Annotated in this window: 15 protein-coding genes; 9 read left to right on the top strand and 6 right to left on the bottom strand. The window is 58.0% G+C overall.

The features are described from left to right. Positions 1-109 precede the first annotated feature (109 nt). Entirely contained in the window at positions 110-553 is a 444-nt protein-coding gene (dksA, locus tag LAB08_RS26000; RefSeq protein WP_093230212.1) for an RNA polymerase-binding protein DksA, read from the bottom strand. A 333-nt stretch (positions 554-886) separates the two neighbouring features. On the opposite strand from dksA, the gene LAB08_RS25995 reads away from it, so the two are divergent. Both LAB08_RS25995 and sfsA read left to right on the top strand, forming a co-directional pair. Further along, the gene (locus LAB08_RS25995) at positions 887-2059 is read left to right on the top strand and encodes a pyridoxal phosphate-dependent aminotransferase (protein ID WP_096515170.1); all 1173 of its coding nucleotides are present in this window, start codon (positions 887-889) and stop codon (positions 2057-2059) included. Continuing rightward, complete coding sequence (sfsA, locus tag LAB08_RS25990) at positions 2059-2772, top strand: DNA/RNA nuclease SfsA (RefSeq protein WP_096515171.1); 714 nt, start codon at positions 2059-2061, stop codon at positions 2770-2772. Before LAB08_RS25995 ends, sfsA begins: the two co-directional genes overlap by 1 nt. Here sfsA and LAB08_RS25985 read toward each other — a convergent pair. The 4 genes from LAB08_RS25985 to LAB08_RS25970 form a co-directional block, all read right to left on the bottom strand. After that, positions 2769-3086, bottom strand: a complete 318-nt coding sequence (locus LAB08_RS25985; protein WP_096515173.1) for a Rieske (2Fe-2S) protein — start codon at positions 3084-3086, stop codon at positions 2769-2771. The two genes, sfsA and LAB08_RS25985, sit on opposite strands and share 4 nt — an antisense overlap. Positions 3087-3451: 365 nt before the next feature. Further along, positions 3452-3724: a TfoX/Sxy family protein gene (locus LAB08_RS25980; RefSeq protein ID WP_096515175.1), complete on the bottom strand. Its 273-nt coding sequence runs from the start codon at positions 3722-3724 to the stop codon at positions 3452-3454. Between the two features lie 222 nt (positions 3725-3946). Next, positions 3947-4291 (bottom strand): pentapeptide repeat-containing protein, encoded by a 345-nt coding sequence (locus LAB08_RS25975; protein WP_096515177.1) that lies wholly within the window; start codon positions 4289-4291, stop codon positions 3947-3949. Between the two features lie 91 nt (positions 4292-4382). Continuing rightward, the gene (locus LAB08_RS25970) at positions 4383-5939 is read right to left on the bottom strand and encodes a bifunctional aminoglycoside phosphotransferase/ATP-binding protein (RefSeq protein WP_096515178.1); all 1557 of its coding nucleotides are present in this window, start codon (positions 5937-5939) and stop codon (positions 4383-4385) included. Between the two features lie 117 nt (positions 5940-6056). Here LAB08_RS25970 and mrcB point away from each other — a divergent pair, with 117 nt between their 5' ends. The 3 genes from mrcB to LAB08_RS25955 are packed head-to-tail and all read left to right on the top strand — an operon-like array spanning position 6057 to position 9467. Next, positions 6057-8381: a penicillin-binding protein 1B gene (mrcB, locus tag LAB08_RS25965; RefSeq protein WP_096515180.1), complete on the top strand. Its 2325-nt coding sequence runs from the start codon at positions 6057-6059 to the stop codon at positions 8379-8381. A 16-nt stretch (positions 8382-8397) separates the two neighbouring features. Next, positions 8398-9132, top strand: coding sequence for a hypothetical protein (locus LAB08_RS25960; RefSeq protein ID WP_096515182.1), 735 nt, complete (start codon positions 8398-8400; stop codon positions 9130-9132). Beyond that, positions 9132-9467 (top strand): YqcC family protein, encoded by a 336-nt coding sequence (locus LAB08_RS25955; RefSeq protein WP_096515183.1) that lies wholly within the window; start codon positions 9132-9134, stop codon positions 9465-9467. The genes LAB08_RS25960 and LAB08_RS25955 overlap by 1 nt, the downstream gene beginning before the upstream one ends. A gap of 54 nt (positions 9468-9521) precedes the next feature. On the opposite strand, the gene LAB08_RS25950 is transcribed toward LAB08_RS25955, so the two are convergent. Beyond that, positions 9522-9944 carry a DUF4124 domain-containing protein gene (locus LAB08_RS25950; RefSeq protein ID WP_096515184.1) on the bottom strand — a complete coding sequence of 141 codons (423 nt, stop codon included), beginning with the start codon at positions 9942-9944 and terminating at the stop codon, positions 9522-9524. Positions 9945-10344: 400 nt separating this feature from the next. On the opposite strand from LAB08_RS25950, the gene LAB08_RS25945 reads away from it, so the two are divergent. The 4 genes from LAB08_RS25945 to pssA all read left to right on the top strand — a co-directional run bounded on the left by LAB08_RS25945 (position 10345) and on the right by pssA (position 14631). Next, entirely contained in the window at positions 10345-12069 is a 1725-nt protein-coding gene (locus tag LAB08_RS25945; RefSeq protein WP_096515648.1) for an acetolactate synthase 3 large subunit, read from the top strand. Positions 12070-12071: 2 nt separating this feature from the next. After that, positions 12072-12563 (top strand): acetolactate synthase small subunit, encoded by a 492-nt coding sequence (gene ilvN / locus LAB08_RS25940; protein WP_003205610.1) that lies wholly within the window; start codon positions 12072-12074, stop codon positions 12561-12563. Between the two features lie 48 nt (positions 12564-12611). Next, a complete protein-coding gene (ilvC, locus tag LAB08_RS25935) occupies positions 12612-13628 on the top strand; it encodes a ketol-acid reductoisomerase (RefSeq protein ID WP_003228216.1) in 1017 nt (338 codons plus the stop codon). A gap of 145 nt (positions 13629-13773) precedes the next feature. Then, positions 13774-14631, top strand: coding sequence for a CDP-diacylglycerol--serine O-phosphatidyltransferase (gene pssA, locus LAB08_RS25930; RefSeq protein ID WP_096515186.1), 858 nt, complete (start codon positions 13774-13776; stop codon positions 14629-14631). The last annotated feature ends 60 nt before the right edge of the window (positions 14632-14691 follow it).

Raw genomic sequence — 14691 nt, 5'->3', positions numbered from 1 at the left:
AAGGCGTCATTGGAATCGCCATCGCCGGCAAGCCGGCTCCTACAAATATCATGAAAAGTAGAAACAAAAACGGAGCGTTCGCACGCTCCGTTTTTCGTTCAGGTCGACATTATTTGCCGACTTGCTTTTCCTTGATTTCCGCCAGGGTCTTGCAGTCGACGCACATGTCGGCGGTTGGGCGGGCTTCCAGACGCTTGACGCCGATTTCGACGCCGCAGGATTCGCACCAGCCGTACTCTTCGTCTTCGATCAATTGCAGCGTCTTGTCGATCTTCTTGATCAGCTTGCGCTCGCGATCGCGGGCTCGCAGTTCGAGGGCGAATTCTTCTTCCTGGCTGGCACGGTCTGCCGGATCAGGGAAGTTGGCCGCTTCGTCCTTCATATGGTCCACGGTCTTGTCGACCCCTTCCATCAGCTCTTTTTTCCACTGATTCAGGACCTTGGTGAAGTGAGCGCGCATGGGCTTGCCCATGTACTCCTCGCCCGGAGCTTCTTTGTAGGGTTCGAAGCCGCTGATCGGCTGGACTGCCTGTTGCTTTGCTTGGGTGGACATGAAATAGACCGCCTCTACTCTTGTAATCCATCTGCGCAGGATTGCTCCATCACCGGCACCCGCCGGCCCTGCGGCTGCAAGCGGGCGAACTTACCAGATCAAATCAGAGCGCGCTACTCCCGGATGTCGAGGCCGCGGCCAACGGTGCTTGCAAAGGATGGCAAAGCGCTGTCCGGTGGCTATGGAGCCCTGATCAATTATTGATTTTAGTCAAACCTTGGGCACTCGCTCGAGTCGTTTTGGGTCTGGGTCATACGGCTCTGACCGCTTTAGTTTCTCGCTCGTTCCTGCGCTTGGGTAGAATCGATTCTTTTCTTCGTTGAAGGAAGGCCAATGGCTCAGTCCTACAGTGCTCGCAGTCGCGCGATCGAACCCTTTCATGTCATGGCATTGCTGGCGCGGGCCAATGAATTACAGGCCGCCGGTCACGATGTGATTCACCTGGAGATCGGCGAGCCGGACTTTACCACCGCCGAGCCGATCATACGTGCCGGCCAGGCCGCGCTGGAGTCAGGGAAGACCCGCTACACCGCCGCGCGCGGCATTCCAGAGTTGCGTGAGGCCATATCGGGCTTTTATCAGCAGCGTTATGGCTTGAACATCGATCCGCGGCGCATTCTCATCACGCCTGGCGGTTCCGGTGCACTGTTGCTGGCCAGTGCCTTGCTGGTGGATCCGGGCAAGCATTGGCTGCTGGCGGACCCGGGATACCCATGCAACCGGCATTTCCTGCGTCTGGTGGAAGGCGCCGCGCAGCTTGTTCCGGTAGGTCCGGACGTGCGCTATCAACTGACGCCGGATCTGATCGAGCGGCATTGGGATCACGACAGCGTGGGCGCGCTGGTGGCATCCCCGGCCAACCCTACAGGGACAATCCTTACGCGCGACGAGCTGGCGGGGCTGTCCACTGCCATCAAGCAGCGCCACGGACATCTGGTGGTGGACGAGATCTACCACGGCCTGACCTACGGCACCGAAGCCGCCAGCGTGCTGGAAGTCGACGACAGTGCCTTTGTGCTTAACAGTTTTTCGAAATATTTCGGAATGACCGGTTGGCGACTGGGCTGGCTGGTGGCGCCCGATGCGGCTGTCGGTGAGTTGGAGAAGCTTGCCCAGAACCTCTACATCAGCGCCCCAAGCATGGCCCAGCACGCGGCCTTGGCCTGTTTCGAGCCAGCGACCATCAGCATCCTGGAAGAGCGCCGCGCCGAATTCGGTCGACGTCGGGATTACCTTTTGCCGGCCCTGCGGGAACTGGGCTTCGGAATTGCCGTTGAGCCGGAAGGCGCGTTCTACTTGTACGCTGATATCAGCAAGTTCGGCGGCGATGCCTTCTCGTTCTGTCGGCATTTCCTCGAAACCGAGCATGTGGCATTTACGCCGGGACTCGACTTCGGGCGTTACCAGGCCGGGCATCACGTGCGTTTTGCCTACACGCAAAATCTGGAGCGTTTGCAGGAATCGGTGGAACGTATCGCTCGCGGCCTGCGAAGCTGGCAAGGCTGATGCGTTTTCATCCTCCCCTCGAAGAAGGTCGCCTGATCCGCCGTTACAAGCGTTTTCTTGCCGATATCGAAACCGTGGGCGGCGAATTGCTGACCATCCACTGTCCGAACACTGGCTCGATGCTCAATTGTCAGGTCGAAGGCGGGCAGGTCTGGTTCAGCCGCTCCAATGACCCCAGGCGCAAATTGCCTGGCACCTGGGAAATCGGCGAGACCCCGCACGGCCGCCAATTTTGCGTGAACACCGGTCGGGCCAATGCATTGATCGAGGAAGCGCTGCAAGCCGGGGTTATCACCGAACTGAACGGCTTTACCGGACTCAAGCGCGAAGTGGCCTACGGTCAGGAGAAGAGTCGGATCGATTTTCGTCTCGAGTACCCCGGCGGACCGGCCTACGTGGAAGTCAAAAGTGTCACTCTGGGTTTCGACGGCATCGCGGTGGCGGCGTTTCCCGATGCGGTGACCCAGCGCGGGGCCAAGCATCTGCGCGAGTTGGCCCATCTGGCCCGGGACGGGATTCGTGCGGTGCAGTTGTACTGCGTGAACCTGACGGGGATCGAAGCCGTGCGCCCGGCCGAAGAAATCGATTCGGCCTACGCAGATGCCTTGCGTGAAGCCGTGGCATGCGGGGTCGAAGTGCTGGCCTATGGCGTGCGCCTGACCCATGAGGAGATGGTGGTGGATCGGCGTCTGGAAGTGTTGCTCGGCGGTTAAAGGCTGACCCAGATTCCCTGTGCATCCTCGCGGCAGTCGACACGCGTCAGCGATTGTCCCGCGCAGGGGCCGGCGACACATTCGCCATCCTCGATCAAAAACAGGGCGCCGTGGGTAGCGCACTGGATCAGGCTGTTGCTGGGGTCCAGAAACTGGTCAGGCGTCCATTCCAGGCCAACGCCGCGGTGCGGGCAGCGATTGATGTAGACGTAGACCTTGCTGTCCCGACGCACGGCAAATAGCTTTTGCCCGTCGAGCTCGAACCCGCGGCTGCTGGCGTCGGCCAGCTCAATGCCTGTACACAGAAGTTTCATGCCTTTCCTCAGGTCGCGAAGTCTTGCCCGGCGGGTGCAGGTGCCAGGGGGCACAGGATACTTGGGTTTCTACATTTCACGGGCAAAAAAAGACCCGGCAAGAGCCGGGTCAAATAACCGTGATTAGCCTGATGAGGAGATAATCTGAGAGTCCGAACCAAGGGCTATTCAGAATATCGACCAGTCTCGCGACCAGTTGTGATAATCATATCGATTCTCATTACCAAGTCAACAGCTGATTTCCCATTGCCGTTCTTTGTGTCGTACGTACTGGTTAAGTCCTTGTAACTATTGAATATTGATCTGTCGTTTTTAGTGAGCGCCATTGCAGTTCTTCCCCGATCAGGATGGCAAGCGGCGCTCGTTCAAATCTTGTGGCGTGACGAAATGGCTTCCAGCTGTTTATTCAGGGCTTCTTTGCGTTCGGCGGGAATGTCGTTCCAGTGCACGTCCATCAGGGCGCCTTCGATTGCATACAACAACACCTTGGACGCCCGGAAACCGCGCGTGCGCACGGCCCGATAAGCGTCCACCGCCCCCAGGCGACGCAAGTCCGAAGCGCTGTGGATGCCCACTGCATGCAGCCACTGCGCCGACGTCTTGCCAAGATTCTTAAGGTGCTGCAGTTCATCATTCATCAAGCCTCCTTGCGATGGCCGAATGGTGCGTGGGCAAGCTTCTCAGGAGTGTAGCCATCAGTTGAAAAAGCGTGATTGTTTGATCGTTTTTGACGCAAATGCTTCTAAAGGGCGGGCGCTTGCGAGGGCGTGAACATTGGCGAATGGAAGGGGAAGAGAGTCAAACCTGCCCCGAGTCCCGTGCGAAGCGGGGGCACCGGACTTGTCAATTTACGCGGATGGTCAGCGGGTGCGATAACGTAGTCGTGTGCCGAAATTCATCGACATCAAAATCTCGTCAGCACTCAGCTCCGCCGGAAAATATGCGCCGGAAATTTGCGCATGGGCCAGGCTCGCGCCTTCAAGCGAAGCGTTGCGAAAGTCGATGCCACGCAGATCGGCGGAACGGAAGTAGGCATCGGTAAAGTCGATGCCGTCGGCGTTCAACTCGCGCAAGTCCAGGCCCCGGAAGTCTCCGCCGACCATGTCGATAGGGCCATCTTTCGGGCGCTCATTGTTGAAACCCGTGATGTCATCTTTGTGCAGCAAGGCATACAGCGGGGTATCGAGAAGTTTCGGCTGGCTCATGTCGCATCACCTGTTGGTTTTATGACGCCAGTATAGTGCCACTATTTGGCAGCCGTGAAGCCGGTGAAAGCCCCACGGCTGAAATAGTTTTTTACAGACCGGGCAGGCGTTGGCGAATTTGCGCCACGACTGTATCGAGCGTCCCGCTTTCGTTGGTCTGGACGCGTTTGCTGCGCAGGATTTCTGCCGGTGTCAGGGCTTCACGACTGGATTGCTGCGCTTCGATGACTGCCAGGGTCGCATCGGATGGATCTGTCTTGTCTGCCTGGCGCAGGGCCAGCCAGCTCTCGATCACGGCTTGCGGCGCATGGCAGTCGAGGATCAGGAAGGGCGTACCCGAGGCTTCGGCAATTTTCGCCGCGCTGTCGCGCTGATCGTGCTTGAGGTAAGTGGCATCGATCACCACCGGGAAGCCCGCGTGAAGGATAACGGCAGCAATTTCATGCAGGCGGTTATAGGTCGCGGTGCTGGCGTCGGCACTATAAATGCCGGCCTGCAGGTCATTTGCGACCTTTTGCTCGCCGAACAGGCGTTTGCGTTCAACATCGGAGCGCAGGCGAATCGCGCCCAAGGCTTCTACCAGGCGCATCGCCACGTGGCTTTTGCCGACAGCGGAAACACCGTGGGTTATGGCCATGAAGCGCGAAGGAATAGTGCTGTAGCTTTCTGCCAGGTTGGCGTAGGTACGGTACTGGCGCAGGGTGGTTGCGCGCTGTACCGGGGTGGCGTCGGCCGGCATGCTGAACAGGCTGACCTTGGCGCGAACCAGTGCGCGGTAGGCTTTATAGAAGTTGAGCAGCTCCAGGCCCTGGTAATCGCCGGTCAGTTCCAGGTACTGGCTGATGAAGCGGCGGGCCAGGCACTTCAGGCCGCGGTCTTCCAGGTCCATTGCCAGGAAACCGGCGTCGGCATACACATCGGTGAAACGGAACGGTTCGTTGAATTCGATGCAGTCGAAAATCACGACGTTGCCATCGATCACCGTGGCGTTACCCAAATGAATGTCACCATGGCATTCGCGGATGAAGCCCTCGGCCTTGCGCTGGGTGAACACCGGTTTGAGGCGTTCGAAGCTGCTCTCGGCCCAGGCTTGCAGGGCGTCGAGTTGCAACAGGTCAGCCTTGTCGCTGAGGAACGGACGAATCTGTTCGAAGTTCTGCCGCACCGGCGCCATGACACTGTCCGGGGTGCCGGCGTCGTGTTCGGCCGGGACTTTCGGTGCGCTGAGGTGGAACCGGGCGATTTGTGCCGCCATCGCGTCGATGTGCGAGGGGGTCAGTTCACCATTGGCCTGCAGGGTGCTGAGCAAGCCGTTTTGCGGGAACTGGCGCATTTTCAGCACATATTCGATAGCCGGACCTTCGCCGCCCAGTTGCGGTGCTTCGGCGCTGCCAGTGACTGGCAGCACTTCAAGATACAAGTCGTCTGTCAGGCGTTGGTTCAAGCGCAGCTCTTCGCCGCAGAAATGCTTGCGAGCCTCAAGGCTGGTGAAATCGAGAAAACCGAAGTTGACCGGCTTCTTCACTTTATAAGCATAGGGGCCAGTGAGTAGTACCCAGGAAATATGGGTCTCTATGACCTGGAACCCGTCTACAGGATGCGGATAAAGGGCCGGGTTTTGCAGAGCGGCGATCAGGGACTGGCTCACAGGGGTGATCCTTCAGAGTCTGGAAAAATTCAGGTCGTCATTATGGCGGCTGGCCAGCCTAACGCAAACTCGGAGGCCTCCTGTTGAGGATGAATAAAGTGCGTATAATCCGCCGCCATGACTCGTACTCGATCCCCCCGTACCCCTAAAAAACCACCTTCCCGAGGCCTGCGGCCCTGGCTGGGCTGGGCCCTTAAACTCAGTCTGGTCGGCCTTGTGGTGCTGGCCGGATTCGCGGTTTACCTGGATGCCATCGTGCAGGAAAAGTTTTCCGGCAAGCGCTGGACGATTCCGGCCAAGGTATACGCGCGTCCGCTTGAGCTGTTCGTCGGACAAAAGCTGAGCCGGGACGATTTTCTGACCGAGCTTGATGCTTTGGGTTACCGACGCGAAAGCGTCAGCAATGGCCCGGGTGCGGCGGCGGTCAATGGCAATACCGTCGACTTGAATACCCGTGGCTTCCAGTTCTATGAGGGCATGGAGAATGCTCAACCGGTGCGTGTGCGTTTCTCTGGTGACTATGTCGCCGAACTCTCGGCGACGAACGGTTCGAAGCTCTCCGTGGTCCGCCTGGAGCCGCTTTTAATCGGTGGGATTTACCCGAAGAACCTCGAAGACCGCATTCTGATTAAAATCGATCAGGTCCCGCCGTATCTGCTGGAAACGCTGGTCGCCGTGGAAGACCGGGATTTCTATAGTCACTGGGGCGTGTCGCCCAAATCGATTGTACGAGCCATCTACGTCAACACCTCTGGCGGCAAGATGACCCAGGGTGGCAGTACGCTGACGCAACAACTGGTCAAGAACTTCTACCTGACCAGCGAACGCAGCCTGAGTCGCAAGCTCACCGAAGCCATGATGGCGATGTTGCTTGAGCTCCATTACGACAAACGAGACATTCTTGAGGCTTACCTCAATGAAGTGTTCGTCGGCCAGGATGGTCAGCGGGCGGTGCATGGTTTCGGTCTGGCCAGTCAGTTCTTCTTCGGGCAGCCATTGTCCGAACTGAAGCTGCATCAAGTCGCGATGCTGGTGGGCATGGTCAAGGGCCCGTCTTACTACAACCCACGTCGCAATCCCGAGCGGGCACTCGAACGACGCAATCTGGTGCTCGATGTGCTTGAGCAACAAGGCGTCGCCACCGCCGAGCAGGTCGCCGCCGCGAAGAAAATGCCGTTGGGCGTGACAACGCGAGGCAAATTGGCGGACAGCTCCTTCCCTGGCTTCCTCGACCTGGTCAAGCGTCAACTGCGCGAAGACTATCGCGATGAAGACTTGACCGAGGAAGGCCTGCGCATCTTCACCAGCTTCGACCCGATCCTGCAGATGAAGGCTGAAGCCTCGGTCAACGACACCTTCAAGCGTCTGGCCGGGCGCAAGGGTTCCGATGATGTTGAAGCGGCGATGGTCGTGACCAACCCGGAAACCGGTGAAGTCCAGGCCATGATTGGCAGCCGCCAGGCCAGTTTCGCCGGCTTCAACCGTGCACTGGACGCGGTGCGACCGATCGGCTCGCTGATCAAGCCGGCGGTTTATCTGACAGCGCTCGAGAAGCCGAGTCAGTACACGTTGACCAGTTGGCTGTCAGACGAATCCTTCTCGGTCAAAGGTGCGGACGGTCAGGTCTGGAAACCGCAGAACTATGATCGGCGCTCCCACGGCACGGTTTTCCTTTATCAAGGCCTGGCGCACTCCTATAACCTGTCGACCGCACGTCTCGGTCTGGCGGTCGGTGTGCCGAATGTCCTCAAGACCCTGGGCCGCCTGGGTGTGAGCCGCGAATTTCCGGCCTTCCCGTCGATGTTGCTGGGGGCGGGCGGCATGACCCCGATTGAAGTGGCGACCATGTACCAGACCCTCGCCAACGGTGGTTTCAATACACCGATGCGCGGGATTCGCAGCGTACTGACAGCCGAAGGCGAACCGCTCAAGCGCTATCCGTTCCAGATTCAGCAGCGTTTCGACCCGGCGTCCATCTACCTGATCCAGAGCGCCATGCAGCGGGTCATGCGTGAAGGTACGGGCAGCTCGGTTTACAACGTGTTGCCGAAGACCCTGACGCTGGCGGGCAAGACCGGTACCAGTAACGATTCGCGGGACAGCTGGTTCGCCGGTTTCAGCCAGGATCTGCTGGCGGTGGTCTGGTTGGGCCGGGATGACAACGGCAAGACGCCATTCACTGGTGCCACCGGTGCGTTGCAGGTCTGGACCAGTTTCATGCGCAAGGCCGACCCGTTGCCGCTGGACATGCCTCAGCCGGATAATATCGTTCAGGCCTGGGTCGATTCCCGGACCGGGCAAGGCTCCGATGCCAATTGCCCAGGCGCCGTGCAGATGCCGTATATTCGCGGCAGCGAACCGCCTCCCGGCGCTGCATGTGGTGGCGAAAGCCCCACGCCTGGCGAAACGGTGATGGATTGGGTCAAGGGCTGGATGAATTAAGCGAAGAGGGTTTCAAGTGAACAAGTGGTTGATTCCAGCGGTTACCGTCGTGGCTTTGCTCAGCGGTTGCTCCTCCGTGCAGCGTGGCTCGATTCCGGTTGAGGACTCCGGTACCAACGTCTCCAACAGTGAGCGAATCTCGACGAATGGCGGTTTCCGTCAATCGACAGTCAAGCGTCCTGCGCAAGCCCGGGTTCAGGAAATTCCGCAAGGTGATACCGGCGTGGTCGTGATGGTGCCAGGTGGTGGCGCAACGACGTCGACACCGATCAGCACTACACCGATTACCCCTGGTCCGATTACGCCGGGCCCGATTGATACTTCGCCGGTGCAATCTGCCCCCATCAATCAGGGCACCTACAGCATGCCGTCGACGCCGAGCGGAATTCCTTCTGCCAGCTCTGGTGGCCTGTCCGCCGATGAGCAATTGGACGGTCCGGTACTGGCCCTGTTGACGACTGCTCAACAGCAACAGGCCGGCGGTGACCTCAATGGTGCTTCTTCAAGTCTCGAGCGCGCCCAGCGTGTCGCCCCGCGTGAGCCGCAGGTGCTTTATCGTTTGGCGCAGGTGCGCATGGCTCAAGGTGATGCTGCGCAGGCTGAGCAGTTCGCCCGTCGTGGTCTGACCTTCGCCAGTGGTCGTCCGGCACTACAGGCCAATCTGTGGGAGCTGATTGCCCAGGCGCGTGAGAAGCAAGGTGATTCCGCTGGCGCGGCACTGGCTCGTCAGAAGGCAAAGGTTTCGTCGTGATGGATGTACGTTTTCCAAAGATTGCCGAGCAGTTGCTGCTGATCGAACGTGAATTGCGGGTGCAAGGGTGGTGGGATGATGTCCCGCCATCCGCTGAGGCGCTTTCCAGCGTTGAGCCGTTTTCGGTCGATACGCTGGACTTCGAGCAGTGGCTGCAATGGATCTTTCTGCCGCGCATGAAAACGATCCTCGAGCAAAATCTACCCTTGCCGAACGCCTCGGGGATTCAGGAGATGGCCGAAATGGTCTTTGCTTCCCGTAATGTTCAGGGCAAGGATCGACAGCTGCAGGTATTGCTCAAAGAGTTCGATCAACTGATCACCGCAGCCCGCTGACCCCCGATCCTTTGTAGGAGCTGCCTCGTTTCGCTCGACAGCTCCTACAAATGGTTACTGGCAGTTCTCCGCTATCTGTTTCTGCGTTTCGCCTATGCGCTCTTGCCGTTGAGTGTCGTCCAGGCGACGCAGCTCTCCTTCCACTTCCTCCCTGAGCCGCGGATTGTTTTGCAACTGCGCCAGGTTCGTTCGTGCCTGCTCACAAAACGCTTTCAATTCTGCTTGCTGATCGGCGACTTGCTTTTTGACGTTCCTATCGATGGCCTGTTGATCGCCAATCGTACCGCTGTTCTTGGGGATGGTCGGATTGGCGGTAGGCGGGGAGGGCGTTACGACAACAGTGGCGTGCTGGCCCAAAGGCGGTTGCGCATCGTAATGAGTGACGCCCTGGGCATCGACCCACTTATAAATCTGGGCGGCCATGCTTAATGGGCTCAGGCCAATCAGCAGGCCGGCGGTCAGGAAAAACGCTCGCATGTGATTTCCTTGTCTCGGGTTGCGCAATTGAAGCTAACACACTTGAGGTTTCACGGTTTTTTCTTGCTTTCTCATGTGCTTAGTTCAATAAAGCACATAGACGACTTGACTTGCAGGGGACGAAACAGAAGAATCCAAAGTCCGCTGTAGAGGGACTGCCAGAAGCAGACCCACTCAGCAGATCATGAGGCGCACATCCGCGCCGACCTGTTACACCCGCAACGCGTTACCTCGCGCTGGGTGGGAAAGGCCCGCAACACTTGGGACGATCCCAATACTTGCTCAGTCAGTGCTGACGTAGTCGGCGACCACCGTCGCTCATGCTCTGCTGAGAAGTAAACCTATTAAGACCCGTCCCATTTTTCGTGGGCGGTATTCTGGCGTTTTAGAGGTGAGCAACGTGGAGCTTTTATCTGGCGGTGAGATGCTCGTCCGCTTTTTGCGTGACGAAGGCGTCAAATATATCTACGGGTACCCGGGTGGTGCTCTTCTTCATGTCTACGATGCCCTGTTCAAAGAACCGGAAGTGACCCACATCCTGGTTCGTCACGAGCAGGCGGCTACCCATATGGCTGACGGTTACGCCCGTGCCACCGGCAAGGCTGGTGTGGTACTGGTGACTTCCGGCCCGGGTGCAACCAATGCCATCACCGGTATCGCCACGGCCTATATGGACTCCATTCCGATGGTGGTCATTTCCGGCCAGGTGCCGAGCACCATGGTAGGTACCGACGCATTCCAGGAAACCGACATGATCGGTATTTCCCGGCCGATCGTGAAACACAGCTTCATGATCAAACACGCGTCGGAAATCCCGGAGGTCATGAAGAAAGCCTTCTACCTGGCGCAATCCGGTCGTCCTGGTCCGGTCGTTGTCGATATTCCGAAAGACATGACCAACCCGGCCGAGAAGTTCGAATACGTTTTCCCGAAAAAAGCCAAGCTGCGCTCCTACAGCCCGGCCGTTCGTGGTCACTCCGGGCAAATCCGCAAAGCGGCGGAAATGTTGCTGGCGGCCAAGCGCCCTGTGCTGTACTCCGGCGGCGGCGTGATTCTGGGCAACGGTTCCGCACCGCTGACCGAGCTGGCGAAAATGCTCAACCTGCCAGTGACCAACACCCTGATGGGGTTGGGTGGTTATCCTGGTACCGACCGTCAGTTCATCGGCATGCTCGGCATGCACGGCAGCTACACCGCCAACCTGGCGATGCATCATGCTGACGTGATCCTGGCCGTCGGTGCGCGTTTCGACGACCGCGTAATCAATGGCGCATCGAAGTTCTGCCCGAACGCCAAGATCATTCATATCGACATCGACCCTGCTTCGATTTCCAAGACCATCAAGGCCGACGTGCCTATCGTGGGTCCGGTGGAGAGCGTCCTGACCGAAATGGTCGCGATCCTCAAGGAAATTGGCGAGGCTCCTAACAAGGATGCCGTGGCCAGCTGGTGGAAACAGGTGGATGAGTGGCGCGGTGATCGTGGTCTGTTCCCTTACGACAAAGGCGACGGCAGTGTTATCAAGCCGCAGGCCGTGGTCGAAACCCTGTGTGAAGTGACCAAGGGTGATGCCTTTGTTGCCTCCGACGTGGGCCAGCACCAGATGTTCGCGGCGCAGTACTACAAGTTCAACAAGCCTAACCGCTGGATCAACTCCGGTGGCCTGGGCACCATGGGTTTCGGCTTCCCGGCGGCCATGGGCATCAAGTTGAACTTTCCGGATGATGATGTCGTCTGCGTGACAGGCGAGGGCAGTATCCAGATGAACATTCAGGAACTGTCGACCTGCCTGCAATACGGTTTGCCGGTAAAAATCGTCATCCTGAACAATGGTGTGCTGGGCATGGTTCGCCAGTGGCAAGACATGAGTTACGGCAGTCGTCACTCGCACTCCTACATGGAGTCGCTGCCTGACTTCGTCAAGCTGGCGGAGGCCTACGGTCACGTTGGTGTACGCATCACCGACTCGAAAGACTTGAAGTCGAAGATGGAAGAAGCGTTCGCCATGAAAGATCGCCTGGTGGTCATCGATATTGCGGTCGACACCAGCGAGCACGTCTACCCGATGCAGATCAAAGACGGCTCCATGCGCGATATGTGGCTGAGCAAGACGGAGCGTACTTAATCATGCGGCACATTATTTCCTTGCTTCTGGAAAACGAACCTGGCGCCTTGTCTCGCGTAGTCGGCCTGTTCTCGCAGCGTAACTACAACATTGAAAGCCTGACTGTGGCACCAACCGAAGACCCGACTCTGTCGCGTCTGACGCTGACCACTGTTGGTCACGATGAAATCATCGAGCAGATCACCAAGAACCTGAACAAACTGATCGAAGTGGTCAAATTGGTCGACTTGTCGGAAAGTGCTCACATCGAGCGCGAACTGATGCTGGTCAAGGTCAAGGCCACCGGCGCCCAGCGCGCCGAGATCAAGCGCACCACCGATATTTACCGTGGACAGATCGTCGATGTCAGCGCCAGCGTGTATACCGTTCAATTGACCGGTACCAGCGACAAGCTCGACAGCTTCATCCAGTCCATCGGCACCGCTTCGATTCTGGAAACCGTCCGCAGTGGCGTCACCGGGATTGCCCGCGGCGACAAAGTACTCAGCATCTAAACCAAATTAGCGAATGGCCTGAACGGCCTGGATATATAGGGGAAATTCATGAAAGTTTTCTACGATAAAGACTGCGACCTGTCGATCATCCAGGGCAAGAAAGTTGCCATCATCGGTTACGGTTCCCAGGGCCACGCTCAAGCGTGCAACCTGAAAGACTCCGGCGTTGACGTTACCGTTGGCCTGCGTAAGGGTTCGGCTACCGTTGCCAAGGCTGAAGCCCACGGCCTGAAAGTGACCGACGTTGCTTCCGCTGTTGCGGCTGCCGACCTGGTCATGATCCTGACCCCGGACGAGTTCCAGTCCTCCCTGTACAAGAACGAAATCGAGCCGAACATCAAGAAAGGCGCCACCCTGGCCTTCTCCCACGGCTTCGCGATCCACTACAACCAGGTTGTTCCGCGTGCCGACCTCGACGTGATCATGATCGCGCCGAAGGCTCCAGGTCACACCGTACGTTCCGAGTTCGTGAAGGGTGGCGGTATCCCTGACCTGATCGCGATCTACCAGGACGCTTCCGGCAACGCCAAAAACGTTGCGCTGTCCTACGCCGCCGGCGTGGGTGGCGGTCGTACCGGCATCATCGAAACCACTTTCAAGGACGAGACCGAAACCGACCTGTTCGGCGAACAAGCCGTTCTGTGCGGTGGTACTGTTGAGCTGGTCAAAGCTGGTTTCGAAACCCTGGTTGAAGCTGGCTACGCGCCGGAAATGGCCTACTTCGAATGCCTGCACGAACTGAAGCTGATCGTTGACCTCATGTACGAAGGCGGTATCGCCAACATGAACTACTCGATCTCCAACAACGCCGAATACGGCGAGTACGTGACTGGTCCGGAAGTGATCAACGCCGAATCCCGTCAGGCCATGCGCAACGCCCTGAAACGTATTCAGGACGGCGAATACGCCAAGATGTTCATCAGCGAAGGCGCTACCGGCTATCCTTCGATGACCGCCAAGCGTCGTAACAACGCCGCTCACGGTATCGAAATCATCGGTGAGCAACTGCGCTCCATGATGCCGTGGATCGGTGCCAACAAGATCGTCGACAAAGCCAAAAACTAAGTCTGACACTTGTACGAAAAACGCGGCCTAGGCCGCGTTTTTTCGTTTGGCCGGCCGGTTCTGGTATAAAGCTGCATCCTTTGCGACGCGAACCGTTGTCGCAGATGTCTGTCGAAACTTTCCACCCCGTTGCAAGGTATTGTCCATGAGCGAACGTCCCGAAGAGCCAAACCAGGCCTCTGACGCCGAAAGCCTGCTGCCCATCGATGAGCATGTCGAAGAGGGGCATGACGCTGAAGGCCGTAAAGTCCGGCATCGTGGTATCTATCTTCTGCCGAATCTGTTCACCACTGCGAACCTGTTCGCAGGGTTCTACTCCATCATCAACTCGATGAGCGCCCAGGCTGCCTTGAGCGCCGGCGACTCGATCAATGCGAGCAAGTACTTTGCGTTTGCCGCCATCGCGATTTTCGTTGCGATGGTACTCGACGGCCTTGATGGTCGGGTTGCGCGCATGACCAATACCCAGAGTGCCTTCGGTGCCGAGTACGACTCGCTGTCGGACATGGTCGCCTTTGGTGTTGCGCCGGCATTGCTGGCCTTTGGTTGGGCCTTGGGTGACATGGGCAAGGTCGGCTGGATGGTCGCCTTCATTTATGTTGCGGGTGCGGCGCTGCGTCTCGCGCGTTTCAACACTCAAGTCGGTACGGCGGACAAGCGCTATTTCATTGGCCTTGCCAGTCCGGCGGCGGCGGGCGTTGTTGCGGGCATTGTCTGGGCGTTCAGTGATTACGGCATCCAGGGCTCCAAGATGTCTTTCCTGGTGGCCCTGATGGTCGCGGCAGCTGGCATGCTGATGGTCAGCAACATCAAGTACAACAGCTTCAAGGAGCTGGATCTGAAAGGGCGCGTGCCGTTCGTTGCGATCCTCGCCGTAGTATTGGTGTTTGCTGTGGTGTTCAGTGATCCACCGCGCATTTTGCTGCTGGTTTTCCTCGCCTACGCAGCATCCGGCCCCGTGCAATACTTGTTACATCTTCGTCGGCGCAAAAGCGTCGAGTGATGTAATTTCCCTCATACTCCGCAGTCTGTTGGTGCATCTGTTCTCCAATGCTGCGGAGTG

Origin of the sequence: Pseudomonas izuensis (assembly GCF_002356535.2) — a bacterium.
Lineage (GTDB): Bacteria > Pseudomonadota > Gammaproteobacteria > Pseudomonadales > Pseudomonadaceae > Aquipseudomonas > Aquipseudomonas izuensis.
The sequence above is the reverse complement of the archived record's forward strand: the minus strand, read 5'-3'. Positions and strand labels throughout refer to the sequence as shown.

What these genes read in the sequence shown, in the direction of transcription:
- dksA (WP_093230212.1), bottom strand. Translation starts at nt 553, where the DNA reads ATGTCCACCCAAGCAAAGCAACAGGCAGTCCAGCCGATCAGCGGCTTC.
- LAB08_RS25995 (WP_096515170.1), top strand. Translation starts at nt 887, where the DNA reads ATGGCTCAGTCCTACAGTGCTCGCAGTCGCGCGATCGAACCCTTTCAT.
- sfsA (WP_096515171.1), top strand. Translation starts at nt 2,059, where the DNA reads ATGCGTTTTCATCCTCCCCTCGAAGAAGGTCGCCTGATCCGCCGTTAC.
- LAB08_RS25985 (WP_096515173.1), bottom strand. Translation starts at nt 3,086, where the DNA reads ATGAAACTTCTGTGTACAGGCATTGAGCTGGCCGACGCCAGCAGCCGC.
- LAB08_RS25980 (WP_096515175.1), bottom strand. Translation starts at nt 3,724, where the DNA reads ATGAATGATGAACTGCAGCACCTTAAGAATCTTGGCAAGACGTCGGCG.
- LAB08_RS25975 (WP_096515177.1), bottom strand. Translation starts at nt 4,291, where the DNA reads ATGAGCCAGCCGAAACTTCTCGATACCCCGCTGTATGCCTTGCTGCAC.
- mrcB (WP_096515180.1), top strand. Translation starts at nt 6,057, where the DNA reads ATGACTCGTACTCGATCCCCCCGTACCCCTAAAAAACCACCTTCCCGA.
- LAB08_RS25955 (WP_096515183.1), top strand. Translation starts at nt 9,132, where the DNA reads ATGGATGTACGTTTTCCAAAGATTGCCGAGCAGTTGCTGCTGATCGAA.
- LAB08_RS25950 (WP_096515184.1), bottom strand. Translation starts at nt 9,944, where the DNA reads ATGCGAGCGTTTTTCCTGACCGCCGGCCTGCTGATTGGCCTGAGCCCA.
- ilvN (WP_003205610.1), top strand. Translation starts at nt 12,072, where the DNA reads ATGCGGCACATTATTTCCTTGCTTCTGGAAAACGAACCTGGCGCCTTG.
- ilvC (WP_003228216.1), top strand. Translation starts at nt 12,612, where the DNA reads ATGAAAGTTTTCTACGATAAAGACTGCGACCTGTCGATCATCCAGGGC.
- pssA (WP_096515186.1), top strand. Translation starts at nt 13,774, where the DNA reads ATGAGCGAACGTCCCGAAGAGCCAAACCAGGCCTCTGACGCCGAAAGC.